This window comes from Cryobacterium sp. TMT4-10 (assembly GCF_004403275.1).
GTDB classification, from domain to species: Bacteria; Actinomycetota; Actinomycetes; order Actinomycetales; family Microbacteriaceae; genus Cryobacterium; species Cryobacterium shii.
The window spans coordinates 115992-142831 of record NZ_SOGU01000090.1 but is presented as its reverse complement, the minus strand read 5'-3'; the positions used below and the strand labels follow the sequence as shown (position 1 = coordinate 142831).

Genomic DNA, 26840 nt, shown 5'->3' with positions numbered 1-26840 from the left:
GTTTCCCATTCCCGGTCCCGGTCCCGGTCCCCGGTGCCGTTCCCCGGTCCCGTTCCCCGTTCCCCGTTCCCCGTTCTCGATCTCGCCGAGCCGTGACTTCCGCCCCTCTTTTTCGTCTGCGGAGGATCGCAACTCACGGTTCGGCGGGGTCTGGGCGAGCCGTGACTTCCGCCCCTCTTTCGTGTCCGGAGAGGGGCGATACTCACGGCTCGGCGAGGTTTTGGGCAGCGTGCATCACGGCCTCGCGAGCCGGCGAGTCCCACGAGTAACACCAGCCTCATTCGTAACTATCTGCGAAATACTTTGGTAAATAGTTGAGATAGTCTCGACACCACGTACGCTTTTTGCTAAAATCGGGGCATGGCAGGAGCATCCGCACCGCAGTCACCAGCCGCCTCGGCCGAGGCGGCAGATTCACCTGCGCAGCTCGTGCGGCAGGCCGGTCTGGCTGTGGCCGCGGCACTTGACTCCATCACGCTATCGCTAGCGTCCGACACCGACGCTTTGGCGCTTCTCGGCGCGGTCGAGCAGCTCGGGCGCCGCGTCGATGCGGCCCGGGTGTCGACTGCGACGGATGTCGCGGACCGCTCCCGGAGTATCCTCGGCCACGATTCCCTCGCCTGGAAGCAGGGCGCGAGCAACGGCATCGACCTGATCACCCGCCTCACCCGGGTGTCCGCCCGGGAAGCGAACCGGAGGGTGCGGCTCGGCGGGAACGTCACTCAGCGCCGGGCCTGCACCAGCATGCTGCCGCCGTACTATTCGACTGTCGCGGCCGGGCTGACCTGCGGAGACCTGGGCGTGGACGCGGCCGAAGCCATCGTCACGGCCCTCGACAAGGTGAGCCCGAGTGTCGCGCCCGACGATCTGCTCACCGCGGAACGCGCCCTGGTCGCCGCCGCGACCGGCGCTGTCACCGAAGAGACCCGGGGGTTGCCGGGGGAGGGGTTCGCTTTTCCGGCGGACCTGATCCGGGGCATGGCGATGCAGTGGCAGGCGCGGCTCGACCCGGACGGCACCGCCCCGAACGAAGACGTCGCGGAGCCGCGCAGCACGGTCGGGTTCGGGCTCCTCCGCGACGGCCTCTACCCGCTCCGGGGCGCCGTCACCGCCGAGCTGCGCGGCATCATGAACGGCATCTTCGACACCTACCTCTCCGCGCACGCGGCGCCCGCGTTCCCGAGCGTTGAGGAGCAGGCGCTGATGGACTCCGGGGAGCTCATCCCCGGCGCCGAGGCCGCCGCCCTGAGCGATGATCGGAACGGCGGCGAGAAACGCGCGGACATCCTCCGCGGGGTGTTCGAGGCCGCAGCGCGGGCCCCGGGCACCCCGAAGATGGGCGGGGCGGCGCCGACAGTGATGGTGCACGTGAACGCCGTCGACCTCGCCGACGAGCACGGAGTCGGCTGGATCGACGGGGTCGAAGCCCCCGTGTCGATGCGCACCGTGAACCAGCTCATCTGCGCCGGCGGGTACCGCAAGATCGTCTTCGGCGTGAACGGGGAGGTCCTCTACCTCGGCGGCAAGGAAAGATTCTTCAGCCAGGCCCAACGCCGGGCGATTGCCGCCCGGGACGGCGGGTGCATCATCCCGGGCTGCCAGGTCAACGCGGCCTGGGCCGAGGTGCACCACATCATCCCCTGGGTCAACCACGGGCCCACCGACATCAACAACGGGGTGCTGCTCTGCTGGTTCCACCATCACAGCATCGAGACCTCGGGGTGGCTGATCCGCATGGTGCGGGGCAAACCCGAGGTCATGGCCCCGGTCTGCCACGACCCGGCCCGCACCTGGGTACCGGGCCAGGACCACCGGGCCCATCGGGCCAGCGGTGCTGGCGTCGGTAACCGCGCCCGCACCCGCGCTCACCCACGGGCCACCGATTCCGCGCACTAGCCGACCTCGCACCAGCCCCTCGGCCGTCCCGCTGCCGCCCCGCTGACCGGCGCTCCAACTCCGTGCCCCGAACCCCGAACCCCGAACCCCGTACGCTGGATGCCGAGGATCACCGATCTTCCGAGCGAGGGAGACCCCATGGGCTATTTTCTGGCACCGACGACCAGCGCGGCGCTGTCCCTGCTCGGCGAGCTGGACGCATCCGCCCAGACCGCCCCGCTCGACCGCGTGCGGGCCATCCGCACCCTACTCCGTGAGCTCGATGCCGACCCGGCCACCCTGACCGGTGTGCGGAACGCACTCCGCGGCGGATCGACCTGGGAGGAGATCGCCGAAGCGACGCTCCTGCAGACCGCAGCGGCCAAGTCGCGGTGGAGCGGCACGGATGACGAGATCGCGGCCCGCCAAGCCGCGGGGCGCAAGCGAGCTGTCCGTCCCAGCACCGTGCCGACCGACCTGCCGGGTTTGTCCGTGTCGGCGGCAGCAGCGAAACTGGGGGTGACCGTTCAGGCCGTCTATCTGAAGGTCAGCCGGGGAAAGCTGGCCAGCCGGACGATCGAGTTGCCTGACGGTCGCAGCTACAAACGGGTCTTCCTTGGTGGCGACGACGGGGCCAACCTTGACCACGCCCCAACGGCAGAAGACAATGAGCCAATCTACCCAGCCGATTCCTCCGGACGGAGCACGCATCATGACTGATTTCTATTCGGGAACACCCGCACCGACCAGGACCCTGGACACCGATCCAACCCAGACCCTGGTGACTTCCGATTTCGTCGACGAACGCGGGGCGGAGCTGCAGCCCGAGCCCGAGCAGCCGCCCGCGCCGGAGCGCGCTGCCTCCGCCGCCGCGGTGAGACGGGTGCCGTCGCCCGCCCAGCGCACCGCGCTCGTCGTCCTGGTCGCCATCGGGGCGCTGGCGCTGGTCTTCATCGTCATGCTCGTGGCGGGGGTCTCCAGCGAGAGCATCAACGCCCTGGCTGTGTTCGCGACCCCGATCGCCTCGATGGTGGCCGCGTACTACGGCATCACGCTGAGCATCCAGCAGGTCGGTAACGAGCGGGCCGAGAAAGAAAAGGCTCTCGCCCGAGCGGAAGCCGCCGACGCGGCCAGCCGGGAGACCGAGGTGTGGGCGTCCCAGATGGAGTCGGGCCTGCGGGTCGCCGTGGCCCAGCTCACCGCCGCGCGGATGGGCACCGACGCGGTCACGAAGGCGGCCGGCACCCCCGACGACTTCTTCTAGTCGGTCCGTTCTTCTTTTCCGGCCTAGCCGGCCTCCTCGTCTGCCGTGCCGTTGCGGAGGCGCACGATCGTCTCCCAGCAGGCGACGACCGCCAGCACCCCCATGCTCGCGGCTCCGAGCAGGAGAGGGGACAGCAGGAAGGACAGCGGCAGCAGGCACAGCAGCAGGACGATGCCCAGCAGGTGTGACAGGAGCACCTCGCCGGTCACGACCAGACGGAACAGCGCCAGTCCGAGCAGGTACAGCAGTGGCCCGCCGGTGATCGTGACGGCCGTGGAGAGCATCATCGTGTCGTGCGGGTGCCCGAGGATTTCCTTGTCGCCGACACCGGTCAGCACGACGCCGGCGATGATCACGGCGTGCACGTAGGTGTAGGCGAGCCGGGCGACGCGCCCGGAACCCTCGTCGGCCGCGAGCGCCCTGCTGCCGGCGCTCTCGGCGTGATCGAAGTAGAGCCACCACATCGCAACGCCGCTGACGAAAGCTATCAGCAGCCCCAGCACGCCCGCCAGTGACGCCGACTGGTCGACAAAGGCGAATCCGGTTACCAGGAACGATTCGCCGAGCGCGATGATCACGAAGAGGGCGCTGCGTTCAGCGATGTGCGCGCCGGTGAGCTCGGCGTTCCCCGGGCGGGACCGTCCGAGCCCGGGCACTGGGAAGCCGACGCCGGCGGAGAGGAACTCGATGCCGAGAGCCAGGGTCCAGAGCGCGAGGCGATATGCCGGGGGGAGCAGGCCGCCCACGATCCAGAAGGCGCCCGCCATCGCCAGCCAGAGGAAGATCCGCACGAAGGTCCGGAACAGCGCAGAGTCGTGGCGGGCCACAGCGATCGCCATGAAGGCGGTGCGGCCCAATTGCAGCAGGACGTAGGCCAGCGCGAAGACGAGGCCCCGGTCGCCGAAGGACTCGTAGATCGACACGCTGATTACGAGCCCGATCAAGGACAGGCCGATCACGGCGCCGCGCACCGGCAGGCGGGCCGGATCGAGCACATTGGTCACCCAGGTGGTGTGCACCCAGATCCACCAGAGGGCGAGAACGAGCACGGCGGACTCGAGCGCGCCGGCCCAGGACTGGTTCTCGTAGAGATAGCGGGAGAGCTGGGTCAGCGCGAGCACGAAGATGAGGTCGAAGAACAGCTCGATGTGCGTGACCCGGTCCGCCTGGGCGGAATGATCGGGACGCAGCAGGTTGCGGCGGATCCCGAAACCAGGCGAACGGATGGCGGGGGTGGTGTGGGGCTGTGAAGTCACCGGACCAGTCTGCCCCAGTAGCGTGAGCCCGTGCGGGAATCCCGCCCGCCTGATCCCGCGGAGCGGGCTGTCGGTTGCCCATCTGGTGCTTTCTATGACATTCTTTACGAAACGAACGGTCAGTTAGTAAATACGGCGATCAAAGGTGATGAAGCCATGCCCGAAGCATTCCTCGTTGATGGTGTTCGAACTCCCATCGGCCGATACGGCGGAGTGCTGGCCGGCATCCGTCCCGATGACCTCGCAGCCCTGGTGCTCGCCTCGGTCGTGTCCCGCGCCGGTCTGGACCCGGCTCTGATCGACGAGGTGATCCTCGGAGCAGCCAACCAGGCCGGCGAGGACAACCGCAACGTCGCCCGGATGGCCGTGCTGCTGGCCGGTCTTCCCGACAGCGTGCCGGGGATCACCGTCAACCGGCTCTGCGCCTCCGGCCTCTCCGCCGTGCACATGGCGGCCAACATGATCAAGGCGGGTGAAGCCGACCTCGTCATCGCCGGCGGCGTCGAATCGATGACCCGTGCACCCTGGGTACTCGCCAAGCCGGAGAAGGCCTTCGCCAAGCCCGGCGAGATCGTGGACACCTCCATCGGCTGGCGCTTCCGGAACCCGCGCCTCGAGGCCCGCGACAAGGCCACCTTCTCTATGTCGGAGACGGCGGAAGAGGTCGCCACCATCGACGGCATCAGCCGCGCCGACGCGGATGCCTTCGCCCTGCGTTCGCACCGGCTGGCACTGGACGCCCAGCGTGACGGCATCTTCGACGCCGAGATCGTCGGGGTGCCCACCCGCGCCGGCCTGGTCGAACTCGACGAGGGGCCCCGGGCCGACACGACGCTCGAACGCCTCGCCGCGCTGCGGTCGGTCGTGCGACCGGGCGGCATCGTCACGGCCGGCAACGCCAGCTCGCTCAACGACGGCGCCTCCGCGATCATCGTGGCCAGCGCCGCGGCCATCGAGCGCCTCGGCCTCACCCCCCGCGCCCGCGTGGTGGGCGGCGCCAGCGCCGGTGTCGCACCGGAGACCATGGGCCTCGGCCCGGTCCCGGCCACGCAGAAACTGCTGCAGCGGGCCGGCCTGACCGTCAAGGACGTGGATGCCGTCGAACTCAACGAGGCCTTCGCGACCCAGTCGCTGGCCTGCATCCGCCGGCTCGGGCTGGACCCGGAGATCGTCAACCGGCACGGCGGGGCCATCGCCCTCGGGCATCCGCTCGGGTCGTCCGGTTCCCGCATCCTGATCACCCTGCTGGGCCGGATGGAGCGCGAGGGCGCCCGTCGCGGCGTGGCAACCATGTGCGTCGGCGTCGGACAGGGCTCCTCCCTGCTCGTGGAGCGTGTCTAGATGAGCCACGAATTCACGACCCTGCTGGTCGAGTACCGACCCGACCGCGTACACGTGCAGCTGAACCGGCCCGACGTGCGCAACGCCATCGACCAGACCATGATCGACGAGCTGCACCAGGTCTGCGCCGAACTCGAGCGCGGGCCGCGCATCCTGATCCTGTCCGGTACGAACGGCGTGTTCGCCTCCGGGGCGGACATCGCCCAGTTGCGGGACCGGCGCGCGGAAGACGCCCTCAAGGGCATCAATTCCAGCCTGTTCGCGCGGATCGCCCGCCTGCCGCTGCCGGTGATCGCGGCCATCGACGGCTGGGCGCTCGGCGGCGGAGCCGAGCTGGCCTACGCCGCCGACTTCCGGATCGCCTCCGAGACCGCCCGACTCGGCAACCCGGAGACGGCGCTCGGCATCATCCCGGCCGCCGGCGCCCTCTGGCGGCTGGCCGAGCTCGTGGGGGAGCCCGTCGCGAAGGAGATCATCCTGGCCGGGCGCATCCTGACCGCCGCGGAGGCTCTCGCCGTGCACCTCGTCACGGAGGTGCACGAGCCGGACGCGCTCCTCGCGGCCGCGCACGCCCTGGCTGACCGGATCGCCCGGCAGGACCCCCTGGCCACCCAACTGGCCAAGGAGGTCTTCCACGTTCCGGCCCACGAACACCCGCAGGCCGACAACGAGGCCCAGGCCCGCCTGTTCGAATCGGAAGAGAAATTCACCCGGATGACCGCATTCCTGGAGAGGAAGAAGCGATGACGCTCAGCACCGAGAACCTCAGCACCGAGAGCCTCAGCACCGAGAACTTGCCCGGCGGCGTGCCGCAGCACGTCGGTGTGCTCGGCGGCGGCCGGATGGGCGCGGGGATCGCGCACGCGTTCCTGATGGCCGGCGCATCCGTCACCGTGGTCGAGCAGGGCGACGCCGCCGCTGCCGCCGCGCACGACCGGGTGATGGCGGCCGTTGACAAGTCGGTCAGCCGCGGCAGCGTGGCCGCCGGCCGCGACGAGCTGTTCGGCAGGCTGAGCGTGGCGACGGATGCCGCCGCCTTCGCCGGCTCCGGGCTGGTCGTCGAGGCCGTGCCGGAGATCGTCGCCCTCAAGACGCAGGCGCTCCGCACCGTGGAGGCGCACCTCGCGCCCACGGCCTGGCTCGCGTCCAACACCTCCTCGCTGTCGATCACCGATCTGGCCGAGGCGCTCGACCGCCCGGAGCGGTTCATCGGCCTGCACTTCTTCAACCCGGTGCCTGTCTCGACCCTGATCGAGGTCGTCACGGGGGAGCGCACCGACCCGGAGCTCGCGCGACTCGCCCAGTCCTGGGTGTCCGCACTCGGCAAGACGCCCATCATGGTGCGTGACTCACCCGGCTTCGCCAGCTCGCGCCTCGGCGTCGCCATCGCGCTCGAGGCGATCCGCATGGTCGAGGAGGGCGTCGCCAGCCCTGAGGACATCGATGCCGCCATGGTGCTCGGCTACAAGCATCCGGTCGGGCCTCTCCGCACGACCGACATCGTCGGGCTCGACGTTCGGCTCGGCATCGCCGAGCACCTGCATGAGACCCTCGGCGACCGCTTCACCCCGCCGCAGCTGCTGCGCGACCTCGTCGCGCGCGGTGACCTCGGACGCAAAAGCGGCCGCGGCTTCTTCGATTGGAAGGACGCATCATGACACTCCTCAGCTCTGGACCCGGCACCTCTGAACCCGGCACCGGCACGGTTGTGCCCAGCTACGTTCTCGACTCCTGGTGGACTCCGGCGGACGGCGCCCGCACCCAGCGCGTGCTCGACGCGAGCACCGGCGACGAGATCACTCAGGTCAGCAGCGAGGGCCTCGACCTCGCCGCGGTGGTGGAACACGCCCGCACGATCGGCCAGGCCTCGCTCGGCGAACTCACCTTCCACCAGCGCGCCATCCTGCTCAAGAAATTGGCCCAGTACCTCGGCGGGGTCAAGGAGGAGCTCTACGAGCTCTCCGCGCGCTCCGGGGCCACCCGCTACGACTCGATGGTCGACATCGACGGCGGCATCGGCGTGCTCTTCACCCTGTCCTCCAAGGGACGCCGCGAGATGCCCAACAGCCAGGTCTACGTCGACGGCGACGTCGAGGCCCTCTCCCGCGACGGCTCGTTCAGCGGCCAGCACATCTACACCCGCATCCCCGGGGTCGCGTGCCAGATCAACGCGTTCAACTTCCCGGTCTGGGGCATGCTCGAGAAGCTCGCGCCGGCGTTCATCGCCGGGGTCCCCACGATCGTGAAGCCGGCCACCCCCACCGGGTACCTGACCGAGGCGGTCGTGCGGCACATCCTGGCGTCGGGCATCCTCCCGACCGGCAGCCTCCAGCTCATCTCCGGCAGCGCCCGCGACCTGATCGACCACCTCGACTACCGCGACCTGGTGGCCTTCACCGGCTCCGCCGGCACCGCCCGCAGCCTCAAGGCGCACCCCAACGTGGTGGAGGGCGGCGTGCGCTTCACCAGCGAGACCGACTCGCTCAACGCCGCGATCCTGGGACCGGATGCGACGAAGGGCACCGCCGAATTCGACGCCTACGTGGCCTCGGTCGTCACCGAGATCACCAGCAAGGCCGGCCAGAAGTGCACCAGCATCCGTCGCCTGATCGTGCCGGCGGGACGCCGGGACGAGATCGTCGCGGCCGTCTCCGAGCGCGTGGCGCGCCGCGTCACCATCGGGGACCCGCGCGCCGAGGGGGTCACGATGGGCCCCCTCGCGAGCCGGGAACAGCGTGACGAGGTGCTCGGCAGCGTCGGGCGCCTGATCAGCGGGGGCGGGCACATCGTGATGGGCAGCCTGGACACCCCGGAGGGGACCGATCCGGTCGGCGCGTTCGTGGCGCCCGTGCTGCTGGCCTTCGACGACCCGGAATGCCCGGCCGTGCACGAGATCGAGGCGTTCGGCCCGGTCGCGTCCATCATCGAGTACACCGATCTGGCGCACGCCGTCGCGCTGGCCGCCCTCGGCGGCGGCTCGCTGGTGACCACGGTCGCCACGCACGACCCTGACGTCGCGCGCACGCTCGTGCTCGGGATCGCCGCACACCACGGCCGGGTCCTGATGCTCGACCGGGTCGATGCCCGAAGCAGCACCGGTCACGGCTCACCCGTGCCGCACCTGGTCCACGGCGGGCCCGGGCGCGCCGGCGGCAGCGAGGAGCTGGGCGGCATCCGTTCGGTGCTGCACCACATGCAGCGCACCGCCATCCAGGGCTCGCCCGACATGCTGACCGCCGTCACCGGCGAATGGCACACCGGCGCAGCCGTGCACACGGGCATCCACCCGTTCCGCAAGTCGCTGGCCGAGCTTCGCGTGGGCGACCAGACGCAGGGTGGACCGCGCGTGGTCACTCTCGCGGACATCACGGCCTTCGCCGAGGCCACGGGCGACAAGTTCTACGCCCACACCGACGCCGAGGCCGCCGCTGCCAACCCGTTCTTCCCCGGAATCGTCGCGCACGGCTACCTCCTGGTGTCCTGGGCGGCCGGGCTGTTCGTCGACGCGGCCCCCGGGCCCGTGCTGGCGAACTCCGGACTGGAGCACCTGCGGTTCGTCACTCCGGTTTCGGCGGGCGACAGCATCCGGGTCACCCTCACGGCCAAGCGCATCACCCCGCGTGAGACGGACGAGTACGGCGAGGTCTGCTGGGATGCCGTGCTGCACAACCAGAACGATGAGGTCGTCGCCACCTACGACGTGCTCACCCTGGTCGCCAAGGAATAACCCGCCGTAACGCGCACCACGCCGGCAGCGAAAGCGCACAGATGGCCCCCTGGACTGTTCCCTGGGGGCCATTTGTGCGCTCAAGGGGCAATATTCAACTTCGCCGGGCTCAGCCGTTTCCATCCCTCATTCGGGGGCCAATAATGACCCGAGCGGGAGTCGCCCGGACAGGTCCGGGAGCTTTTGACCCGCTATCGACAAGGGCCCAGCCCTGGACAAGGAGTACCACTGATGGCTCGAGGAGAGAACCCCGTCCTGGAGACGATGACCGACATCAATGCCGTGTCACTGGCCAGCACCGAACTGGACGACCGCTCGCTGATGCTCGTCCGGATCGCGGCACTCGCCGCGACTGACGCCCCGGTCATGTCCTACCTGCTGCACGTCGGACCCGCGGAGGACGCCGGCGTGACCGTGGAGGATGTGGAGGATGTCCTCGTCGCCGTCGCACCGATCATCGGCACTCCGCGCACCATGGCCGCCGTGGGCAAGATTGCGGAAGCCCTCGGCATCGCGATCGAGCTGGGGTCGGAGGATACGCAGTAGCAGACAGGCAACAGGAACCGGCCAGGTCCTGGAGTCCGGCCCGCGAGCCTCAGAAAGCGGGGGCCGGGCGCGGACCATTACCGAATGGGAGAACACCGTGAGCAGATCCCCCCACGCGTCCCGGCATCCGGCCCGGCGCCTCAGATCGCTGGTCGGCATGCTGGCCGCCGCACTCGCGCTGAGCGGATGCGCGAACTCGGCACCCAGCAGACCGTCGCCCACGACCTCAGCGTCGGCCTCAGGGTCTGCCTCTGCGTCGACGCCGAGCGCGGGCGCTGCGCCGTCGGCCGATCAGACCCCCTGGGCCGGTGACGTCTGCATCTCGACCTCGACCCTGAAGTCCGATCTCCAGGGGCTGGCGACCGCAGCCACGACGGGCGGCGGCAACGCTCACGACGACGCTCAAGGACGTCCCCGCCAGACGTGAGGACGATCCCGAGCTGGTGGCGGTGCGGCAATCCGCTGATGACCTGGACACGTCTCTCGGCGCCCTCGAGGCGAGCGTGGCCGCCGTTGACGGCAAGACGGGAACGGCCCTGGTCGCGGCGATCGCTGCCGTCGTCAGTGCCGCCGGCGACTCACTGGCGGCACTGGCGGGCACGGTGGAGGCGATCGGGGCGGCCGCCGCGGACACCGGGAGCACGATCGGTCAGGCATGCGACGCGGTACCGGAATGCGATGTGCTGACCGAATAGTGCTGACCGAATAGTGTCTGGCCGAATACTGCTGCCCGGTCAGAGATCGGCGAGCAGGCTCACGGGGGATTCGATGCAGGCGGCCACGAAGGTGAGGAAGCCGGCGGCGGTTCCCCCGTCGCAGACCCGGTGATCGAAGACCAGGGACAGCTCGACCACGGTGCGCACCGCGAGTTCGTGGTTGACCACCCAGGGGCGCTCGATCATGCGGCCGATGCCGAGGATCGCGGCTTCCGGGTGGTTGATGATCGCGGCCGACCCGTCGACCCCGAGCGCACCGAAGTTGTTCAGGGTGAACGTGCCTCCACTCAGCGCGGCCGGGGGGAACGCTCCGTCCGCGGCCTGGCCGACCAGACCGGCGATGGAGTCCCGCAGCTGCCGGGTCGTCAGAGCGTGGGCGCCGTGCACAACCGGCACCATGAGCCCCCGCGGAGTCTGGGCGGCGATGCCCAGATTGACGGCGCCGTGTTGCAGGATTTCCTGGCTCGCGGTGTCCACCGACGAGTTCAGCAGCGGGTACCGGCGCAGTCCGGCCACCGTGAAACGGGCGATCAGGGCCGTCACGCTGAACCGCTCACCGGTCGCCGCGAGCAGGCGGTCGCGGGCCGCGAACAGCTCGGTGGCGTCCACGTCGAGCCAGACGGTCGCCTCCGGGATCTCCCGGCGCGAGGTCGTCATGCGCTCGGAGACCACTTTTCGCAGTCCGCTGATCGGGATGCGGATGTCTTCCGGCTTCATCGCGGCCTCTGGGGCGGCCGGGGGAGCTGCCACGGGAGCCGCCACGGGAGCCACGAAAGCTGACGCGGGAGCCGCCACGGGAGCTGCCACAGCGGTTTCTGCCGCCGCGGCGGCCCGGTCGCGAATGTAGGACTCGACGTCCCGGCGCAGCACCAGGGCGTCCGGGCCGCTGCCCTGCAGGGTGGTCGCGTCGAAACCGTTCTCGCGGGCCAGTCGCCGCACCAGGGGCGAGACGACCGGGGACCGACCGGAACGTGGGGTGGGCGCCACCCGCGGCGGAGTCGCCGGAGTCGCCGGAGTCACGGCGGCCGGCTGCGCGGCGCTGGAACGGATGCCGAAGCGCCCCTGGGCGGGGCGGCGCACCGGGCGGGTGTTCTCACTCGTGCCGTAGCCGACCAGCACGGCGCCGGATGCCGAGCCCGCGGGCGCGACGGACGAATCGGCCCCCGAGTCGGCGCCCGAATCGGCCCCCGAGTCGGGAGCAGGGGGCGCCGGGGACGGCGGTGGGGTGGGCGTCCCGGCCGAGGGGGCGACGGTATCCGTCACCGTCAGGATCACCTGCCCGGCGTGGACGACCTGGCCGACGTCGCCGATCAGGGCTTCGACCACGCCGCCGTAGGGGGAGGGCAGCTCGACGATGGATTTGGACGATTCGACCTCGATCACGGGCTGGTCGATCGCGATGGTGTCGCCCACAGCGACCAGCCACGAGACGATTTCGGCCTCGGTGAGTCCCTCGCCGAGGTCGGGGAGGATGAAATTCTGTCCCATCAGGACCACTCCCAACTGCCGAGGGCGGCCAGGATGCGGTCGGGGGTGGGCAGGAAGTACTCCTCGAGTTTGGGCGACGGATACGGGATGTCGAAGCCGGTGATCCGCAGGATCGGCGCGGCGAGATGGAAGAAGTTGCGTTCGGTGAGCCGGGCGGCCACTTCAGCGCCGTACCCGCCGAACTGGGCGGCCTCGTGCACGACGGCGGCGCGCGAGGTCTTCCGCAGGGACGCGCCCACGGTCTCGTCGTCGAACGGGGACAGGCTGCGCAGGTCGATCACCTCGATCGAGAGACCCTCGGCTTCGGCCAGCTCCGCGGTCGCCAGGGCGGTCTTCACGGTCGGACCGTACGCGATCAGCGTCACGTCGGTGCCCTCCCGCAGCACGAGGGCGGTGTTCATCGGAGCGGTCTGCACCGGCAGGCTGAGCTCGGCCTTGGACCAATAGCGGCTCTTGGGCTCCATGAAGATCACCGGGTCGTCGCTCCGGATCGCCTCGCGCAACATCGAGTACGCGTCGGCCGGGTTCGACGGCGAGACCACGGTCAGGCCGGGAGTCGCCGTCCAGTAGGCCTCGGACGAGTCGGAGTGGTGCTCCACCCCGCCGATGTCGCCGGCGTAGGGAATCCGGATCACGATCGGCAGCGAGATGCGGCCGCGGGTGCGGTTGCGCATCTTCGCCACATGCGACACGATCTGCTGGAACGCCGGGTAACTGAAGGCGTCGAACTGCATCTCCACCACCGGCCGCAGACCGTAGATGGCCATGCCGATCGCCGTTCCCACGATCCCCGACTCGGCCAGCGGGGAATCGCTGACGCGGGTCTCGCCGAACTCGGCGTACAGGCCGTCGGTCACTCGGAAGACGCCGCCGAGCGGCCCGACGTCCTCACCGAACAGAACCACCGTGGGGTCGTCGCGCATCGCGTCCTGGATGGCCGCGTTGAGGGCGGCCGCCATGGTGAGGCTGGCCGGGGGGCGTGTCTCTGCGAGAGCGGGGAGCGTCATCGGGTTGCACCTGACTGGGTTGCGTCCGCGGCGTGCGCGGCGTGGTCGGCGTAGTCGGCGAGCTCGGTGGCCAGGAAGTCCCGCTGTTCCCGGAGCGCCGTGCGGGGGGTGGCATACAGGTGGTCGAACAGCTCGAGCGGATCCACCGGAGCCGTGCGCGTCATGCAGTCCCTCGTCGAGGCGGCCAGATCTTCGGCCTCCAGCAGGATGTCCGCGCGCTCCCGGTCCGACAGGGCGCCAGACTCGGAGAGGAAGGTGTCCAGGCGTGCGATCGGATCGCGCCGTCGCCAGATCTCCAGGTCGCCGGCATCGCGGTAGCGGCTCGGGTCGTCCGAGTTGGTGTGCGCCTCCATCCGGTAGGTGAGGCCCTCGATCAGGGTGGGACCCTGGCCGGCCCGGGCGTTCTGCACCGCCGCCGAGGTGACCGCGTACATCGCGGCGACGTCGTTGCCGTCGACGTAGTAGCCGGGCATGCCGTACCCGATGGCCTTGTCGGCGATGGTGCGGCAGCGCATCTGCTTGTCGAGCGGCACGCTGATCGCGAACTGGTTGTTCTGCACCAGGAACACCACGGGGGCCTGCCAGACGGCGGCGAAGTTGAGGGCCTCGTGGGTGTCGCCCTCGCTGGTGGCGCCGTCGCCGAGCAGGGTGAGCGCCACCGTGCTGTCGCGCTTGAGTTTGGCGGCCGTGGCCAGCCCCACGGCGTGCAGGGCCTGGGTGGCCAGCGGGGTGGCCTGCGGGGCGATCTTGTGCTCGTAGGCGTCGTAGCCGCTGTGCCAGTCGCCGCGGAACGACGCCAGGATCTGCTCGGGCTTCACTCCGCGGGTGAGCAGCGCGATGCTATCCCGGTAGGTCGGGAACAGCCAGTCCCCGCTGTCGAGGGCGGCGACCGCGGCGATTTCGCAGGCTTCCTGGCCGAGCGCGGACGGGTAGGTGGCCAGGCGGCCCTGCCGGGTCAGCGCGGTGACCTGCACGTCGAATCGCCGGGCGACGACCATCCGCCGGTACAGACTCAGCAGGGTGGCCGGGTCGGGCAGGGTGAGCCCCCCGGTCTCGTCAGGGGCCACCGCCCGGCCGGCGTCATCGATCAGTCGGAGGGGTTGCGGCACCGAGAGCGTGCTCTCCGGAAGGTGCTCGACATTGAGGCTCATGACGCAATGGTGCGGCATCCGTCGCCCGGCGACGATATCGCCGTGACGGTTGTGAACGAATGGCCCGAAGCGGATCCGCGCCGAACCATTCGACCGGTGAAATCAGGTCGTCAGCGCCAGATGTCCGGCGCCAGGGCCGGCGCGTGACCCGCGATTTCCTCGAGGATCAGGTGCGAGCGGGTCGAGACCACGCCCGGCATACTGTGGATGTCTCGCAGGATGGCCTGGCTCAGCTGTTCGTGGTCCGGCGCGCTGACGGTCAGGATGATGTCGATGTCACCGCTCACCGCCATCGCCTTCTCGACGAAGGGGAGTTCGCTCAGCCGGGCGGCGATGTCGGCCCAGGACACGTCGGCGATCTTCACGATCACGAGGGCCGTGACCTTCAGGCCCAGGGCCGTGCGGTCGATCTGAGCGCCGAACCCGGTGATGACTCCCCGCTCGACCAGGTTGTGCAACCGCGTGTGCGCGGCCGTGCGGGAGACGTGCACCAGGGCGGCGAGCTGCCTCGTCGACAGCCGGGCGTCCCGGCTGAGTTCGGCCACGATCCGTCGGTCGATCGGGTCGAGCCCGGCGGAGGCCGCGGGCGCCGGGTGCTGCGTCATGGTATTCCTCGGGCTCGGGCGGCTCAGGCGGGGGAGTCGTCGCTGTTCTGTCGGCGGAGTTCTGTCGGCGGAGTTTCAGACTACTGCCAGCTCCAGGGAGGCGCGCACGGCCCGCAGGTAGTGGTTCTTCGGCCAGTACCGCAGCCGCCGCGGCAGTCGCGGATAGACCACGGCGGTGAACCTCAGCAGGCGATCGAAGCGGCGCTGGGACCGCGGTGACCAGGACAGGTCGAACAGGCCGCGAACGGAGGCGGGGAGCAGTCCAACGGTCACGAACCGGCCTGCCGGCATCAGCACCCGCAGCCAGAGCGGGCCGGTCCGCGGGTGCAGCAGCTGGCGGGCGACGGCTCGCGTGGTGGCATCCGTCTGCAATCCCGCGACCTGCTCGCTCCAGTAGCGGGCGAAGGCGGCCCGGTCGCGGGGCCAGAGGGCGGCCGGCATCTGCAGCGAGGTACCCAGCACGGCGTACTCCTGGTACACCGCGTCGGCCGTGGCCTCGTCCAGCGGGCCGAAGACGAGTTCCCGCATCCTGATCGCGGAGTCGTAGAGGGTCGCGGCCACCCAGAGCTGCAACTCCGGGGTGAAGGCGCTGTAGGCCGGCCGGCCGGGTGCTGCGGGTGCGTTGACGGGCCCGTGGGCGAGATTGACGCGGCGGGTCGCGCCGGCGGCCTCCTCGGGTGTGCCGAACACCACGGCGTAGACGTAGCTCAGGGTGCCGTTCAGGCGGTTCAGCGGATGGGCGACGAAGTCGCTGTGGTGGGCCACCCCGTGGCCGATAGCCGGATTGGCGATCTGCAGCAGGATGGAGCGTCCGCCGGCGGCGATCAGGACGGCCTCGCCGGCAATGTCGCTGAGGTTCTGGTCTCGCAGCTTCATGGTGCTCCTCCCGGCTGAAATCCGAGTGTAAAGCGGCGACAGCAGAAATGGATGGGAATAATGCGCAGTCGTATGCACTTGCATATAACCGACGGCGAGAATCCACCGTCCCACGGATTGAAGGAGCACCCATGACTGAGACCACCGCAGTGAGCATCCCCGGCTACAAGGCCGGAACCTGGACGATCGACCCGACCCACAGCGAGGTTGGCTTCAGCATCCGTCACATCATGATCAGCAAGGTCAAGGGCAAGTTCGAGATCTTCGACGCCACCATCGTCACCGGTGAGAACCCGCTCGAATCCAGCGTCACGGCCACCGCCCAGGTCGCCTCGATCAACACCAACGAACCGAACCGCGACGGCCACCTGCGCACCGGCGACTTCTTCGACGCCGAGACGTACCCGACCATCAGCTTCGTCTCCACCGGCGTGCGTGCGGCCAAGGGCGACTTCCTCGTCGACGGCGACCTCACGATCAAGGGCGTCACCAAGCCCGTCACCTTCGACTTCGAGTTCGGCGGCTTCGCCACGGACCCGTACGGCAACCAGAAGGCCGGCGCAACGGCCAAGGCCGAGGTCAACCGCGAAGACTTCGGTCTCACCTACAACGCGGCCCTCGAGACCGGCGGCTTCCTGCTCGGTGACAAGGTCACCATCACGCTCGAGCTCCAGGCGGCACTGCAGGCCTGATCACAGGGCTTACTCCCTGACGGGAGCGCGTCCAGACCGGAGCGCTTCCCGACCGGAACAAAGGAGGGACCCCGCCACGGGGGGTCCCTCCTTTCGTGCTTTCATGGGCACTATCTGGCGAGTTCACGCCCGTGCACGGTCAGCGCCCAGATTACGGCGACGCCCGCGACGATGAAGAGCATGGCCCAGAACGGGTAGTACGGCAGCCAGGCGAATGCCACCAGCGTTCCGATGAAGGCCAGGATCACCCCGAACGTGCGCGCCCACACCTTGCCGGTGAAGAGCGTGCCGCCGGCGATGATCGTCAGGATGCCCAGAATCAGGTGCACCCAGCCCCAGGTCGTCGTGTCGAACTGGAGCACGTAGTTCTCCGTTGCGACGTAGAACCCGTCCTGCGCCAGGGCGGCGATCCCGGCGATCAGCCACCAGCACCCCAGCATGAGCATCATGAAGGCGGCGAAGGCCGCCGCACCGACCGTCCATCCGCTGGGCTCTTGTTCAGTCATGGGAGACCTCCTCCTTCTGCAGTTGTGCAAACTGGTGCGGTTCGGCGGGGGTCCTAGACGGCGATGTCACGACCGTGAACGGTCAGGGCCCAGATTGCGGAGACGCTCGCGACGATCAGCAGAATCGCCCAGTACGGCTAATGCGGCAGCCAGGCGAATGCCTCCAGCGTTCCGATTAAGGCCAGGATCACGCCGATCGTGCGAGCCCAGACGGCTCCGGTGAAGATGGCGAACCCGGCGAGCAGTGTCAGGATGCCCAGGATCAGGTGAATCCAGCCCCAGGACGTCGTGTCGAACTGGAGGATGTAGTTCGCCGTGGCCACGTAGAAAGTGTCGTCCACCAGGGCGACGATTCCGCCGATGATCCACCAGCTGCCCAGCATGAGCATCATGAAGGCCGCGAAGGCGGCCGCTCCGATTGCCCACCCAGTTGCCTCTTCTTATATGCGTCTGATCTGCTCATGAGTACCCTCCTTGTTCATGCCCAACGGAAGTGTTCGGCGTCGAGAATTGCGCTCTCACCTTCGGCCGGGGGCGGCGGATTGTGAACCTCCCAAAGGGTTCTTCGAGGGAGTAGCCACGGCGGGATCAGCCGGTGGCCGTGATCGCGGCCCTGACCTCGTCCAGGGCCCGGACCGGGCGTTCCTCGTCGGCCGCCACCGGTCTGACGGCGATGGTGGCGGCGTGCCCGATGGCCCGTTCGATGGCCCCGCGTAGTCCGGCTGCGGCGACGACGATCAGGGCGGCGAAGCCGGAATCCAGGAGCTCACCCAGGTCCTGCAGATCGGCGCGAGTCATTCCCCGCGCGACCCGGCCGGCGATGGCGGACAGTCCGGCTCCGGAATAGGCAGTCCAGCCGGCGGCGCCGATGCCGATCGCGGGCAGCAGGACAACGGCCAGTCCGGTGGCCAGACCCCATCCCGTGCCGACCGACCTGCCCCGAGCGGGAACGGTGTCGGACCTGATGTACAGCTTCGCGGTGCCGTCGCCCTTCTTGGCGATCACGGCGGCATCGAACGAGCGGATTCGGTCGCCCACGCCGACGGGTCCCCTGTCGACCGGCCCCGCGCCGTAGAAGTCTCTGACGGCCTGGAAGTCGCCTTCGGCGGACGACACGTCCCGGTACGTCCCCACGAACGCAAGATGGCTCACGGCCGTGGTGCAGATCCAATTCCGCCTGAGCGGTCTGAGCGAAGCCGAGCAGGAACGGCTCACCCCGTTCGGCGGCCAGACCGGCGAGCCGCTCAGCCAGGACCCAGGCCTCAGCCGATCGCCCGAGCGCCTGCCGGGTGAAACAGAGCGCGACCAGGCCGTGCACGAAGTGGATGGACGCGCTGCCGGCACGGTCGTCCACGAGGGGACCCAAAATCTCCTCCGCCCCGGCCAGATCGTTCCGGGCGTAACGCTCGATCCCGAGCAGGTACCGCCCGGCGGCCGCCAGGTCGGGCAGCCCGTCCTCCTCCCCGTGGGTGAGGAGGTTCTCGGCCCCCGCGCGCACGGTGCGGAGATCGACCTCGAGCCAGGCGGCGTGCGCACGACCCAACTCCCACGGTCTTGACCGATTGGCGCCGAGGACGGGATCGAGGCTGCTGTCTTCGGCCGCGGTGAGTGCGGCGGGGTAATCTCCCGTGGCCTGCAGAGACACGATGCGGAGCGCGCGGCCGAAGGCGGTTTGTCGTTCCCGGGTCCGCGGCAGCGAGGCCAGGCCCCGTTCGGCCAGCCGAAGCGCGTCGCGGGCGTCACCGGCAGCGAGAGCCAGGCAGCCCCGGAGCACGTCCTGACTTCCGCCGAGGTCCGAGTCCTCCTGCCCGGGGAACGTGGCAGCGGGCCCGGACGCGAGCAGTTGGTCGATTCGGTCGACCGCGCTAGCCAGGACCCGGCCCTGGCCGCCCGCTCCCATCAGCGCCCAGGTTTCCAGGCTGAGGATGCGAGGGTCCCGGTCGGCCTGCTCGCGGGGGAACCGGGTGAGCAGCCGTCCGAGCCGGGGCCAGTCGCCCTCGTCGAGGAGGCGCTGTCCGCGGGACACGACGATCTCGGCCGCGCCGCGCAGGTCATCGGCGGCGAGCAGCTGGTCCAGCGCCTCGTCGGGAAACCCGTTGCCCGCCAGCCAGGCCCCGGCCCGCCTGCGCAGCGCGGCCACATCCGTTGCCCGGCTCTGCTCGAGTTGCGCGCGGAGGAGGCCCCGGAAGAAATGGTGATAGCGGTACCACTCGCCTGCGCCGCCCAGGCGGGAGATGAACAGATTGTGCCGTGACAGCCAGTCGAGCACCTCCCGTCCCGTGGGGTGCACGGCGTCCGGGTCCCCATCCGCGAGCAGCGCGTCGCACAGAGGGGCGCAGAAACGGTCGACGACCGAGATCATGAGGAGGGGCCGGCGTAGCTGGGCGGGCTGGGCGGTGAGCACCTCTGAGGCCAGGAAGCGGTGGATGTGCTCGTCATCGAAGTGACCGGTCGCGCTCGAGGCCAGGGCGGCCGGGTCACCCCGGTTCCGCCGGGCGGCGAGACCGAGCCGCAGGCCGACCGGCCAGCCCTCCGTCTTCTCCTCGACCGCCGCGGCGAGTTCCGCGTCCACGGGCGCGCCCAGCTCGCGAGTCACCATCTCTTCGATCTCCTCCCGGGTGAATCGCAGATCGCGCTCCCTGATTTCGGACAGTTCCCCGTGCGGTCGCAGCTCGTCGAGGGACAGGAGGGGATCGAAGCGGGTCAGGAAGACCGGATGAAGGCCGCGGGGCGGATGCCGCAGAATCGACTCGAAGAGGCGGTTCACCGGCGCTGACGCGACCAGGTGGTAGTCGTCCAGGACCAGCGCCAGGCGGGCCGGGAGCACCTCCAGCTCATTGAGCAGGAGCGTCGTCAGCTCCCGCTCCGTCAGTCTCTGCGGCGCCCGGCTCTCGGTTTGGGGCAATGCGCGGGGGAAGACGGCCCGCACGGCCGCGGTGAGATAGCCCAGGAAGAGGGGGAGTTCACCGTCGCCGGGCTCGAGGGACAGCCAGGCGGAGGGCATCCGGGTCTGCTCCAGCCACTGGCAGGCCAGGACGGTTTTGCCGTAGCCGGCCGGGGCGGCGAGGATCGTTGCGGTCAGTGGGGTGCCGCCGTTCAGCTGTTCGAGGAGCCGCGGTCGCTGGAGCGAGCCGGCGGCGACCGCGGGAGGCCTCAGTTTGCTCGCGAGGATCAGGCTGAAGGCGCGGCCTCTGCCCCGGCGCTGCTGCTCCGCGACCATGCCCGGGACCCCCTTCGCGCCAGCCGACCGGATCGACGGTCCGACCGTGTCGCCGTAGCGATGTCACCCTAGCGACAGTGAGGCGGATTCGATAGGTGATCGGGCCGGGGCAGCGGCTGGTGTTGCGCCCGCTACTCGCCCTTGATCTCCTCGCGCACGCGGCGCAGGTCCTCCATCAGTGACCCGATCAGGATCCAGTGCTGCGGATGCGGCGTGAAGATGACCAGGGGCTCCGTCAGGGCCGGCGGCTCCACGACCGGGTTCACCGGCGTCTGACCCGGGTGGTCGACGTGCTCGGCCAGTAGCCGGAGGTCGTGGGCGGCCCGGCTGAGTTCGACGGTGATCGCCAGCACGGTCGGTTCCAGGTGCAGCGAATGGTCGTAGTGGTCACGGAGCGCGCGCGTCATCCCGATGGTGCGCGTGACCAGCGCCATCAAGCGGTTGTAGAACTCCTCGTCGACGTCCAGCAGCCGCCGGTGCACCCCGTGCCGCGGATTGAGGGTGAGGCTCTCCTCGGCCTGCTTGATCGCCTTCTCCGCCTTCTCCAGCATGGGGCGGAGCAGGCGGGCCTTGATCATCATCTCTTCGATCTGGCCGGCCTGCTGCGGAAAACGAAGGGCGTCCACGATCCGGTCGAGCGTGTCGGCGACTTCGCGGCCCAGCCGCACGACGGCATCGTGTGCCGGGCTCAGGAGCACGGGCGGCACGATCAGGGCGTTGACGACCAGTGCGGCCGCGGCCCCGATGATGGTCTCGATGATCCGGTCCCGCGCGTACTCGGGCGTGGAAGCCCCGAGCGAGAGCACCAGCATGGCACTGATCGGGATCTGGCTCGCCGAGCTCGGAGCCAGGCGCAGCGCCCAGGCGAGCATGATGCAGAAGATAATCGCCGCCAGCACGATCCAGCTGGACTCCCCAAAGGCGATGCCGACGGCGTAGGCGATGAGCACTCCGCCGATGACGCCGAGACTGCGTTCGACCGCGCGGCCGAGGGTCTGGTTGATGTTCGGTTGCACCACCAGCAGGGCCGCGATCGCGGCGAAGATCGGCAACTCGGTCTGCAGGAGAGCCTGCGACAGGATCCAGCCGAGCGCAACGGCGACGGATGTCTTCACGGCCTGGAGAAGGGGAATCCGGCTTTCGGATCGCAACCGGGCAGTAATCCTCACGTGCTCAGGTTAGCGGAACCACCGGGTCCGGGGCGCCGCGACCGGGCCGGATGGTCACCGGCCGCCCGGAGAACCGAGCATAGTCATCGATCGCCCGCTCGAAGCCGGCCCATTGCCGCGGCGTCATGGTCTCGAAGGGTGCAGCCTCGACCCAGACTCCTCGCGGCGTGGTCTCGGTGCGCCAGGTTCCGACCACCCGGCCGTCGGAGAGGATCAGCGGCAGGAAGATGCCATTGCGACCGGGAACCAGGAGCGGAAAACGGTCGTCGGGGACAACGACACTGCGACCGCGGTACCCGAGCAGATACTCGTCGAAGCCGGGCAGGGCGAACACGGTCGAGCGCCGCTGCGGCGCGGAACCGGGAAGGCCGGCCTCGGCCGAGGCCGCCAGAAAATGGGTCACGCCGCCCAGATCGATTTCGATCAGGTCCTTCCTCGCCACCCCGAGTCCGATCCGGATGTCGGCCAGGGTCAGCTGGGACCACCAGGCCAGATCCTTCGCCGTGGCCGGGCCATGCCCACGGAAGTAGCGGGTCGTGAGTTCTCCCAGGGCTTCGTCGTGCTCGAGCCGACGGGGTGAGGGCACCCACTCGTCCAGGAGCACGAGTGTTTGCGCCGTACCGGTGTGCCTGCCCCAGCAGAGAGTCCCGGTGAGGGCGAGGTTCGCCACCAGGTGGTAGCCGCGCTGGCCTCCGGTGGAGATCCCCTGCGCTTCGAGTGCCGCGAGGAAGCCCGCTCGCGTCAACTCGCGACCGCCGGAGAGCGAGTCGAGGGCAACGGTGCGTGCGCCTTCGATCGCGGAGTCGTCGAGGCCGAGCTGTGCTCGCCGCGTGCGCATTCCGGCGAGCACCCGGGGCGCGCTGAGGCCCAGCATCCAGTGCAGGTCAGGAGCGGGGACGAAATGAAGGGTGCCGCGCAGGGGCCAGGAGCGCACGAGCACCGCCGTGTCGATCGCCCGCGCGACGTCGGAGACCGTCGATCCGGGCACCCGAACACCGATCGCCCACAGGCCGGCCCGATAGTCCTGGGCCTGCACGGCCAGCATCCGTCCAGCGACCGCCCCGGGGTTCGAGAGTGCGGGCCCGGAGAGCCCGTGGCATCCCAAACGCATCCGGATGACATCGGTGCGGGAGGCTCGCGTCGCCATGAGCCCAGTATGCGACGGATGCCCCGCGACTGCCGGTTAGGGCAGGTCGTCGTCCGTGCGGGCGCCGAAGACGATCTCGTCCCAGCTGGGCATGGAGGCGCGTCCACGTTTTCCGGCGGCCCCGGTGGAGCGGGCCGGCGGTGTGGCAGGGGTCGAACGGGCGGGGCTCAATCCGGCAGGTGTCAATCCGGCAGGGGTCAATCCGGCGGGGGTCACTCCGGCCGGCGCCGATCCGGACGAGGCCGCCCCGGGGGAGGTCTGGTTCGTGGCCGCCTGGCCGGCGGCCGCCTGGGTCGACCAGAGGTTGCGCGCAGACGCGGACCGGTTGCCGGCAGCGGGCGAGTCCGCGGCGGGGGTGACGGTTCGGTCGACGGTCTGGTCCACGAGATGGATCCCCGCGGCGGAGGCCTGTCCCACGCCGTTGCTGAGCGTGCTCTCGGTGTTGGTGCTTTCGAAAGCCGCGGCTTCGCGTTCGCCGCGGCGGCGGCGCAGGGACTCCAACAGGTCCGCGGTCTCGCTCATGCTCTGGGGTGGTTCGTCGGCGCGCTTGATGGCCGCCCGGGAGACGGCATCCGTCGTGCCGGCCGATCGGGAGTACGGAATCGGGTCCAGGAGCGGTGCGGTGTCGTTGAGCAGTTCGTCGGCCAGTGATTCCTTGAAGGTGAAGGCGCCGCTGTCGAACCGTGACACATCGGCCAGGCTCGTCTCGGCGCCGACCGCGCGCAGGCGGGGAATCAAGGCACCCTTGAGTTCGCCCTGCTGGGAGAGCGCGATGGCCTCGTTGCCGACGGGGGAGAGGGAGTTCTTCTTCGGTTCGAAGCCCCAGCGGGCGTCGTGGTCGATGTCGTCGGCGGTGAACGCGAGTTTCACGATCCAGCCGGCGCCGGGCTCTTTCCAGCTGGCCCAGCGCTCATTCGTGGCGCCGAGCGACGCGAGGCGCTCCCGGATGACGGTGCCGAAATTCGCCCCGCCCTCGATCGGGTCCGGGTCGATGGCCGTGTGCACGGGCACTCCGAGCGCGCAGGACACGATGTACTCGCGTTCGGCGACGACCGGGCCCTCGAAACGGCGCACGAAGTCGATGGAGGCGCCCGTCACGGTGGCCACGTCCTCCGCGGACATGCCGGCCCTGATGTGGGCCTGCACTTCCCGCGGGCTCAGCTTCGTGCCGGCCGTGGATTCCGTCTGGGTTTGGCGAAGCCTGGACTGGAGAACTTCATCGATGGGGATCCGAAAACGGTCGCCCTCCTCTGACGCTGCGAGCAGCGCACCGTTCTCGACTCCAATAACTTTCAATTCCTGCATGTTGAAAGCCCTCTCGCGATCACTAGTGCAGCCAAGACTGCCATGTAAAACCCGAATATTCGGGGAATACGCCGGGCGTGCCGCAAGTTGACAACTGTGCCGAAGAAAAGACTCGGCGCGTAGTTTGCTATTCCGCCCGGATTGTTGGAAACTATGGCCGCCGAAATCGTTTCTCGGCGTAACTGAAATGGATGGGTATGGCAACCGATTACGACGCACCACGGAAGACCGAAGACGACTCTGAGTCGATTGAGGCCCTCAAGGAGCGCGTACCCGACAAGATGTCCGGTGTCGTAGATGTCGACGACTCGGACAACCCCGGTGGGTTCGACCTTCCCGGCGCCGATCTGTCCGACCTCGACCTCGATGTCGTTGTCCTGCCCCCGCAGGCCGACGAGTTCACCTGCGTCGAGTGCTTCCTCGTGAAGCACCGTTCGCAGATGTCGCACGAGACCAAGCTCGGCCCGGTTTGCCTGGAGTGCGACTCCTAAACGCGCTTAGATGCTGGACGCTGGCCGTCGTGATCCATTGATCGCGGCGGCCAATTTCTGTGGGTGGCGGGTCGACACGAGCCAGTACGGCGCCGGATCGGTGGCATCCACGATGGGGATGCGCACGACGGGGCGGATCCAGCCGCGGATGAGCAGCCAGGCGCGCGCATTGAGGTTGCGCCCGCGCTCCAGGACGGCGTCGTCTCCGTCGAAGGCCTGCGCCTCGCCGAGGAGATCGGTCGAGATGCGCGCGCGGCCGGCGGACAGTTCGCCCTGGCGCACTTCGACCACCGGCGCCGAGAGAAGCAACCCGGCCACGCAGGCGGCATACAAACCGATGGCGATGAGGATTCCGGCGAGCATGGATATCGGCGCGAAGACGAGGATGCTCGCGGGGATGATCAGTGCGGTGGCAAGGTACGGCGCGGGAGGGGCCCACAGTTTTTCGCGATATTCAGGCATGGCTCTATTCGATCAGACTTCTGCACTAGCCTCGACACGTGGCAGAAAGCGTCGAAGTCCTGATTACCGCGTCCGTCCTCCCGAGTTACGCGCATCCGGGTGATGCGGGAGCGGATCTTCATTCCTCCCAGGCCCTGGTCCTGGCTCCCGGTCAGCGTGCCCTGGTCGGCACGGGCGTCTCGATCGCCCTTCCCGACGGCTACGCGGCCTTCGTCGTTCCCCGCAGCGGACTCGCCGTCAAGCACGGCATCACCATCGTCAACGCGCCGGGCACGGTGGATGCCGGCTATCGCGGCGAGATCAAGGTCGCGCTGCTGAACACCGATCTGGCCGAGCCGCACACGATCGCGGTCGGCGACCGCATCGCCCAGCTCATCGTCGTGCCGGTATCCCGGGCCACTTTCATCCCGGTCGACCGCCTTCCGGGCAGTCAGCGCGGCGAAGGCGGATTCGGCTCGACCGGCCTCACCCAGCACATCACTGGAACCGATACGTCAGGAGACAACCAGTGAGCGACATAGCGAACTCGGACGAATTCCCCGGAGCCACGGCCAAGTCAGCTCCGGAGGACCGCGCGACCGAGGGCCCGCTCGACGAGGTGGAGGCCAACCCGGTCCGGCCCTACGTCGACCTCGGTGGCGTCAAGATCCTGCCCCGGGAGGGACTCCACCTCCGGCTCGAAATCGAAGAGGGCAGCAAGCGCGTGGTGGCCATCGGGCTCGACTACGCCGGGTCCACCCTGCAGGTGCAGCCGTTCGCCGCCCCGCGCTCCAGCGGCCTGTGGAACGAGATCCGCGACCAGATCGCCGACCAGATCGGCAAGCAGGGCGGCACCACGACGCTGCGCGAGGGACCGTTCGGCCCCGAACTCGTGGCCGAGATCCCGGTTGCCGCCGGACTGGGCACCGGCGAGACGAGCCGGCTGGCCCGGTTCATCGGCGTCGACGGCCCACGCTGGTTCCTCCGCGGCGTGATCGCCGGGGAAGGCGCCGTCAATGCCGAAGCCGCGAGCCAGATCGAAGACCTGTTCCGCAGCATCGTCGTCGTGCGCGGGTCGGCGCCGATGCCGCCCCGTGACCTCATTCCGCTGCGGATGCCGGCCACCCCGGCTGGCGCGCCCGAGCCGGGCAACGCCTGAGGGACGCTCGTATGACGGACGCACCGGAACAACCCGACGCCCCTGCACCCGAGGCCCCTGCGCCGGACACCCCCGCACCCGACGCCCCCGCCGCGCGGAACGACGGCACGTCCGGCGGTTCCGAGGCATCCGCTGTCTTCGCCGAGGGCATGGCCGCGGCCGCGCGGCGGGCCGGTTTCACTCCGGCCGCCGAGGGCGAGCCGATCAGCGGTCGCGCCCTGCTCGCGGCGATGGGCGGCATCCGTGGGCTGGTGGAAGCGGTTATTCCCGGGCTCGTCTTCCTGATCACCTACACCTTCATCCGTCAGCTCATCCCCGCACTGATCGCCCCGGTCGCGATCGGGGCGGCCTTCATCGTTGCCCGGCGACTCGTGCGGCAGACGGTGACGCCCGCCGTCGGCGGACTGGTCGGCCTGATCGTCAGCGCCGTACTGGCACTCTTCACCGGCAAAGCGGAGGACTTCTACCTTCCGGGTTTCTGGACCAACGGCGCCTACGGGGCGGCCCTGCTGATCTCGGCGCTGGTCGGCTGGCCCCTGGTGGGACTGGCGGTCGGGTTCCTGATGGGGGACGGGGTGTCGTGGCGGGCCCACGCGTCCAAACGCCGTGTCCTGACGATCCTCACCCTGTGCTGGGCCGGACTCTTCGCCGTGCGCCTGGCTGTGCAGCTTCCCCTGTACTTCTCCGGGAATGTGGAGTGGCTCGGCGCGGCGAAGCTCCTGATGGGCATCCCTCTGTATGCGCCCCTTCTGGTGATCTCGTGGCTGATGGTGCGATCGGTCTACCGCGCGGCGGACGACGACGCGAAAAAGTGACGCCACGCGGGGGTAAACGGCACGCACGTGACGGATACGACGC

The 26840-nt window shown here is 69.3% G+C and carries 29 protein-coding genes; 15 read left to right on the top strand and 14 right to left on the bottom strand.

Features of this window, described 5'->3' with window-relative positions; all coding sequences use genetic code 11:
• Positions 1–360: 360 nt before the first annotated feature.
• From E3T42_RS13625 to E3T42_RS13615, 3 genes are all read left to right on the top strand, one after another.
• Entirely contained in the window at positions 361–1896 is a 1536-nt protein-coding gene (locus E3T42_RS13625; RefSeq protein WP_134403151.1) for an HNH endonuclease signature motif containing protein, read from the top strand.
• 138 nt (positions 1897–2034) lie between these two features.
• Positions 2035–2595: a hypothetical protein gene (locus E3T42_RS13620; RefSeq protein ID WP_134364989.1), complete on the top strand. Its 561-nt coding sequence runs from the start codon at positions 2035–2037 to the stop codon at positions 2593–2595.
• Complete coding sequence (locus tag E3T42_RS13615) at positions 2588–3139, top strand: hypothetical protein (protein ID WP_134403150.1); 552 nt, start codon at positions 2588–2590, stop codon at positions 3137–3139. The genes E3T42_RS13620 and E3T42_RS13615 overlap by 8 nt, the downstream gene beginning before the upstream one ends.
• 23 nt (positions 3140–3162) lie before the next feature.
• Here E3T42_RS13615 and E3T42_RS13610 read toward each other — a convergent pair whose 3' ends face one another.
• Positions 3163–4395, bottom strand: a complete 1233-nt coding sequence (locus E3T42_RS13610; RefSeq protein ID WP_166787155.1) for a low temperature requirement protein A — start codon at positions 4393–4395, stop codon at positions 3163–3165.
• A 156-nt stretch (positions 4396–4551) separates the two neighbouring features.
• On the opposite strand from E3T42_RS13610, the gene E3T42_RS16910 reads away from it, so the two are divergent.
• From E3T42_RS16910 to E3T42_RS13580, 7 genes are all read left to right on the top strand, one after another.
• Complete coding sequence (locus E3T42_RS16910) at positions 4552–5736, top strand: acetyl-CoA C-acyltransferase (RefSeq protein WP_134410223.1); 1185 nt, start codon at positions 4552–4554, stop codon at positions 5734–5736.
• On the top strand, positions 5737–6483 hold the full coding sequence (locus E3T42_RS16905) for an enoyl-CoA hydratase/isomerase family protein (RefSeq protein WP_134405315.1): 747 nt from the start codon (positions 5737–5739) through the stop codon (positions 6481–6483).
• Entirely contained in the window at positions 6480–7394 is a 915-nt protein-coding gene (locus E3T42_RS13600; RefSeq protein WP_134364986.1) for a 3-hydroxyacyl-CoA dehydrogenase family protein, read from the top strand. Before E3T42_RS16905 ends, E3T42_RS13600 begins: the two co-directional genes overlap by 4 nt.
• Complete coding sequence (gene paaZ, locus E3T42_RS13595; protein WP_134403148.1) at positions 7391–9463, top strand: phenylacetic acid degradation bifunctional protein PaaZ; 2073 nt, start codon at positions 7391–7393, stop codon at positions 9461–9463. Before E3T42_RS13600 ends, paaZ begins: the two co-directional genes overlap by 4 nt.
• Before the next feature lie 231 nt (positions 9464–9694).
• Positions 9695–10009, top strand: coding sequence for a carboxymuconolactone decarboxylase family protein (locus tag E3T42_RS13590; RefSeq protein WP_134364984.1), 315 nt, complete (start codon positions 9695–9697; stop codon positions 10007–10009).
• A 97-nt stretch (positions 10010–10106) separates the two neighbouring features.
• Positions 10107–10436 carry a hypothetical protein gene (locus tag E3T42_RS13585; RefSeq protein WP_134403147.1) on the top strand — a complete coding sequence of 110 codons (330 nt, stop codon included), beginning with the start codon at positions 10107–10109 and terminating at the stop codon, positions 10434–10436.
• Positions 10437–10452: 16 nt separating this feature from the next.
• Positions 10453–10704, top strand: a complete 252-nt coding sequence (locus E3T42_RS13580; RefSeq protein ID WP_166787156.1) for a hypothetical protein — start codon at positions 10453–10455, stop codon at positions 10702–10704.
• 39 nt (positions 10705–10743) lie between these two features.
• On the opposite strand, the gene E3T42_RS13575 is transcribed toward E3T42_RS13580, so the two are convergent.
• The 5 genes from E3T42_RS13575 to E3T42_RS13555 form a co-directional block, all read right to left on the bottom strand.
• Positions 10744–12213: a dihydrolipoamide acetyltransferase family protein gene (locus E3T42_RS13575; protein WP_134364981.1), complete on the bottom strand. Its 1470-nt coding sequence runs from the start codon at positions 12211–12213 to the stop codon at positions 10744–10746.
• Positions 12213–13220 (bottom strand): alpha-ketoacid dehydrogenase subunit beta, encoded by a 1008-nt coding sequence (locus tag E3T42_RS13570; protein ID WP_134364980.1) that lies wholly within the window; start codon positions 13218–13220, stop codon positions 12213–12215. The genes E3T42_RS13575 and E3T42_RS13570 overlap by 1 nt, the downstream gene beginning before the upstream one ends.
• Positions 13217–14371, bottom strand: a complete 1155-nt coding sequence (gene pdhA, locus E3T42_RS13565) for a pyruvate dehydrogenase (acetyl-transferring) E1 component subunit alpha (protein ID WP_134364979.1) — start codon at positions 14369–14371, stop codon at positions 13217–13219. The genes E3T42_RS13570 and pdhA overlap by 4 nt, the downstream gene beginning before the upstream one ends.
• Before the next feature lie 110 nt (positions 14372–14481).
• Complete coding sequence (locus tag E3T42_RS13560) at positions 14482–14976, bottom strand: Lrp/AsnC family transcriptional regulator (RefSeq protein ID WP_134364978.1); 495 nt, start codon at positions 14974–14976, stop codon at positions 14482–14484.
• Between the two features lie 75 nt (positions 14977–15051).
• A complete protein-coding gene (locus tag E3T42_RS13555) occupies positions 15052–15852 on the bottom strand; it encodes an oxygenase MpaB family protein (RefSeq protein WP_134364977.1) in 801 nt (266 codons plus the stop codon).
• A 131-nt stretch (positions 15853–15983) separates the two neighbouring features.
• Between E3T42_RS13555 and E3T42_RS13550 the strand changes: the two genes are divergently transcribed.
• Entirely contained in the window at positions 15984–16544 is a 561-nt protein-coding gene (locus E3T42_RS13550) for a YceI family protein (RefSeq protein ID WP_134364976.1), read from the top strand.
• Between the two features lie 110 nt (positions 16545–16654).
• Here E3T42_RS13550 and E3T42_RS13545 read toward each other — a convergent pair whose 3' ends face one another.
• The 7 genes from E3T42_RS13545 to sepH all read right to left on the bottom strand — a co-directional run bounded on the left by E3T42_RS13545 (position 16655) and on the right by sepH (position 23891).
• Positions 16655–17050, bottom strand: a complete 396-nt coding sequence (locus E3T42_RS13545) for a hypothetical protein (RefSeq protein ID WP_134364975.1) — start codon at positions 17048–17050, stop codon at positions 16655–16657.
• Positions 17051–17187: 137 nt separating this feature from the next.
• Positions 17188–17442 (bottom strand): hypothetical protein, encoded by a 255-nt coding sequence (locus E3T42_RS13540; RefSeq protein ID WP_134366751.1) that lies wholly within the window; start codon positions 17440–17442, stop codon positions 17188–17190.
• Between the two features lie 196 nt (positions 17443–17638).
• The gene (locus E3T42_RS13535; RefSeq protein WP_134366750.1) at positions 17639–17848 is read right to left on the bottom strand and encodes a hypothetical protein; all 210 of its coding nucleotides are present in this window, start codon (positions 17846–17848) and stop codon (positions 17639–17641) included.
• The gene (locus tag E3T42_RS13530; protein WP_134403146.1) at positions 17817–20270 is read right to left on the bottom strand and encodes a hypothetical protein; all 2454 of its coding nucleotides are present in this window, start codon (positions 20268–20270) and stop codon (positions 17817–17819) included. Before E3T42_RS13530 ends, E3T42_RS13535 begins: the two co-directional genes overlap by 32 nt.
• A gap of 131 nt (positions 20271–20401) precedes the next feature.
• Positions 20402–21385, bottom strand: a complete 984-nt coding sequence (locus tag E3T42_RS13525; RefSeq protein ID WP_241976149.1) for an aromatic acid exporter family protein — start codon at positions 21383–21385, stop codon at positions 20402–20404.
• 58 nt (positions 21386–21443) lie between these two features.
• Positions 21444–22586 (bottom strand): winged helix DNA-binding domain-containing protein, encoded by a 1143-nt coding sequence (locus E3T42_RS13520; protein ID WP_134366747.1) that lies wholly within the window; start codon positions 22584–22586, stop codon positions 21444–21446.
• A 36-nt stretch (positions 22587–22622) separates the two neighbouring features.
• Complete coding sequence (gene sepH / locus E3T42_RS13515; protein WP_134366746.1) at positions 22623–23891, bottom strand: septation protein SepH; 1269 nt, start codon at positions 23889–23891, stop codon at positions 22623–22625.
• A gap of 197 nt (positions 23892–24088) precedes the next feature.
• Here sepH and E3T42_RS13510 point away from each other — a divergent pair, with 197 nt between their 5' ends.
• Positions 24089–24382 carry a DUF4193 domain-containing protein gene (locus tag E3T42_RS13510; RefSeq protein ID WP_134363594.1) on the top strand — a complete coding sequence of 98 codons (294 nt, stop codon included), beginning with the start codon at positions 24089–24091 and terminating at the stop codon, positions 24380–24382.
• 6 nt (positions 24383–24388) lie between these two features.
• Here E3T42_RS13510 and E3T42_RS13505 read toward each other — a convergent pair whose 3' ends face one another.
• On the bottom strand, positions 24389–24844 hold the full coding sequence (locus tag E3T42_RS13505; RefSeq protein WP_134366745.1) for a DUF3093 domain-containing protein: 456 nt from the start codon (positions 24842–24844) through the stop codon (positions 24389–24391).
• Between the two features lie 38 nt (positions 24845–24882).
• On the opposite strand from E3T42_RS13505, the gene dut reads away from it, so the two are divergent.
• From dut to E3T42_RS13490, 3 genes are read left to right on the top strand one after another with little or no spacing between them, the layout of a single operon-like run.
• Positions 24883–25356, top strand: a complete 474-nt coding sequence (dut, locus tag E3T42_RS13500) for a dUTP diphosphatase (protein WP_134366744.1) — start codon at positions 24883–24885, stop codon at positions 25354–25356.
• A complete protein-coding gene (locus tag E3T42_RS13495) occupies positions 25353–25982 on the top strand; it encodes a DUF3710 domain-containing protein (protein ID WP_370262478.1) in 630 nt (209 codons plus the stop codon). The genes dut and E3T42_RS13495 overlap by 4 nt, the downstream gene beginning before the upstream one ends.
• An 11-nt stretch (positions 25983–25993) precedes the next feature.
• On the top strand, positions 25994–26797 hold the full coding sequence (locus E3T42_RS13490; RefSeq protein ID WP_134366743.1) for a DUF3159 domain-containing protein: 804 nt from the start codon (positions 25994–25996) through the stop codon (positions 26795–26797).
• Positions 26798–26840 lie beyond the last annotated feature (43 nt).

Excerpts from the sequence above, each read along its gene's own strand:
- E3T42_RS13570 (WP_134364980.1), bottom strand. The coding sequence starts at position 13,220 with ATGACGCTCCCCGCTCTCGCAGAGACACGCCCCCCGGCCAGCCTCACC.
- E3T42_RS13535 (WP_134366750.1), bottom strand. The coding sequence starts at position 17,848 with ATGACTCGCGCCGATCTGCAGGACCTGGGTGAGCTCCTGGATTCCGGC.
- E3T42_RS16910 (WP_134410223.1), top strand. The coding sequence starts at position 4,552 with ATGCCCGAAGCATTCCTCGTTGATGGTGTTCGAACTCCCATCGGCCGA.
- pdhA (WP_134364979.1), bottom strand. The coding sequence starts at position 14,371 with ATGAGCCTCAATGTCGAGCACCTTCCGGAGAGCACGCTCTCGGTGCCG.
- E3T42_RS13505 (WP_134366745.1), bottom strand. The coding sequence starts at position 24,844 with ATGCCTGAATATCGCGAAAAACTGTGGGCCCCTCCCGCGCCGTACCTT.
- E3T42_RS13590 (WP_134364984.1), top strand. The coding sequence starts at position 9,695 with ATGGCTCGAGGAGAGAACCCCGTCCTGGAGACGATGACCGACATCAAT.
- E3T42_RS16905 (WP_134405315.1), top strand. The coding sequence starts at position 5,737 with ATGAGCCACGAATTCACGACCCTGCTGGTCGAGTACCGACCCGACCGC.
- E3T42_RS13615 (WP_134403150.1), top strand. The coding sequence starts at position 2,588 with ATGACTGATTTCTATTCGGGAACACCCGCACCGACCAGGACCCTGGAC.
- E3T42_RS13490 (WP_134366743.1), top strand. The coding sequence starts at position 25,994 with ATGACGGACGCACCGGAACAACCCGACGCCCCTGCACCCGAGGCCCCT.
- E3T42_RS13575 (WP_134364981.1), bottom strand. The coding sequence starts at position 12,213 with ATGGGACAGAATTTCATCCTCCCCGACCTCGGCGAGGGACTCACCGAG.
- E3T42_RS13530 (WP_134403146.1), bottom strand. The coding sequence starts at position 20,270 with ATGGTCGCGGAGCAGCAGCGCCGGGGCAGAGGCCGCGCCTTCAGCCTG.
- E3T42_RS13620 (WP_134364989.1), top strand. The coding sequence starts at position 2,035 with ATGGGCTATTTTCTGGCACCGACGACCAGCGCGGCGCTGTCCCTGCTC.
- E3T42_RS13555 (WP_134364977.1), bottom strand. The coding sequence starts at position 15,852 with ATGAAGCTGCGAGACCAGAACCTCAGCGACATTGCCGGCGAGGCCGTC.
- E3T42_RS13540 (WP_134366751.1), bottom strand. The coding sequence starts at position 17,442 with ATGATGCTCATGCTGGGCAGCTGGTGGATCATCGGCGGAATCGTCGCC.
- E3T42_RS13510 (WP_134363594.1), top strand. The coding sequence starts at position 24,089 with ATGGCAACCGATTACGACGCACCACGGAAGACCGAAGACGACTCTGAG.
- E3T42_RS13600 (WP_134364986.1), top strand. The coding sequence starts at position 6,480 with ATGACGCTCAGCACCGAGAACCTCAGCACCGAGAGCCTCAGCACCGAG.
- paaZ (WP_134403148.1), top strand. The coding sequence starts at position 7,391 with ATGACACTCCTCAGCTCTGGACCCGGCACCTCTGAACCCGGCACCGGC.
- sepH (WP_134366746.1), bottom strand. The coding sequence starts at position 23,891 with ATGCAGGAATTGAAAGTTATTGGAGTCGAGAACGGTGCGCTGCTCGCA.
- E3T42_RS13560 (WP_134364978.1), bottom strand. The coding sequence starts at position 14,976 with ATGACGCAGCACCCGGCGCCCGCGGCCTCCGCCGGGCTCGACCCGATC.
- E3T42_RS13625 (WP_134403151.1), top strand. The coding sequence starts at position 361 with ATGGCAGGAGCATCCGCACCGCAGTCACCAGCCGCCTCGGCCGAGGCG.
- E3T42_RS13545 (WP_134364975.1), bottom strand. The coding sequence starts at position 17,050 with ATGACTGAACAAGAGCCCAGCGGATGGACGGTCGGTGCGGCGGCCTTC.
- E3T42_RS13550 (WP_134364976.1), top strand. The coding sequence starts at position 15,984 with ATGACTGAGACCACCGCAGTGAGCATCCCCGGCTACAAGGCCGGAACC.
- E3T42_RS13520 (WP_134366747.1), bottom strand. The coding sequence starts at position 22,586 with ATGGCGACGCGAGCCTCCCGCACCGATGTCATCCGGATGCGTTTGGGA.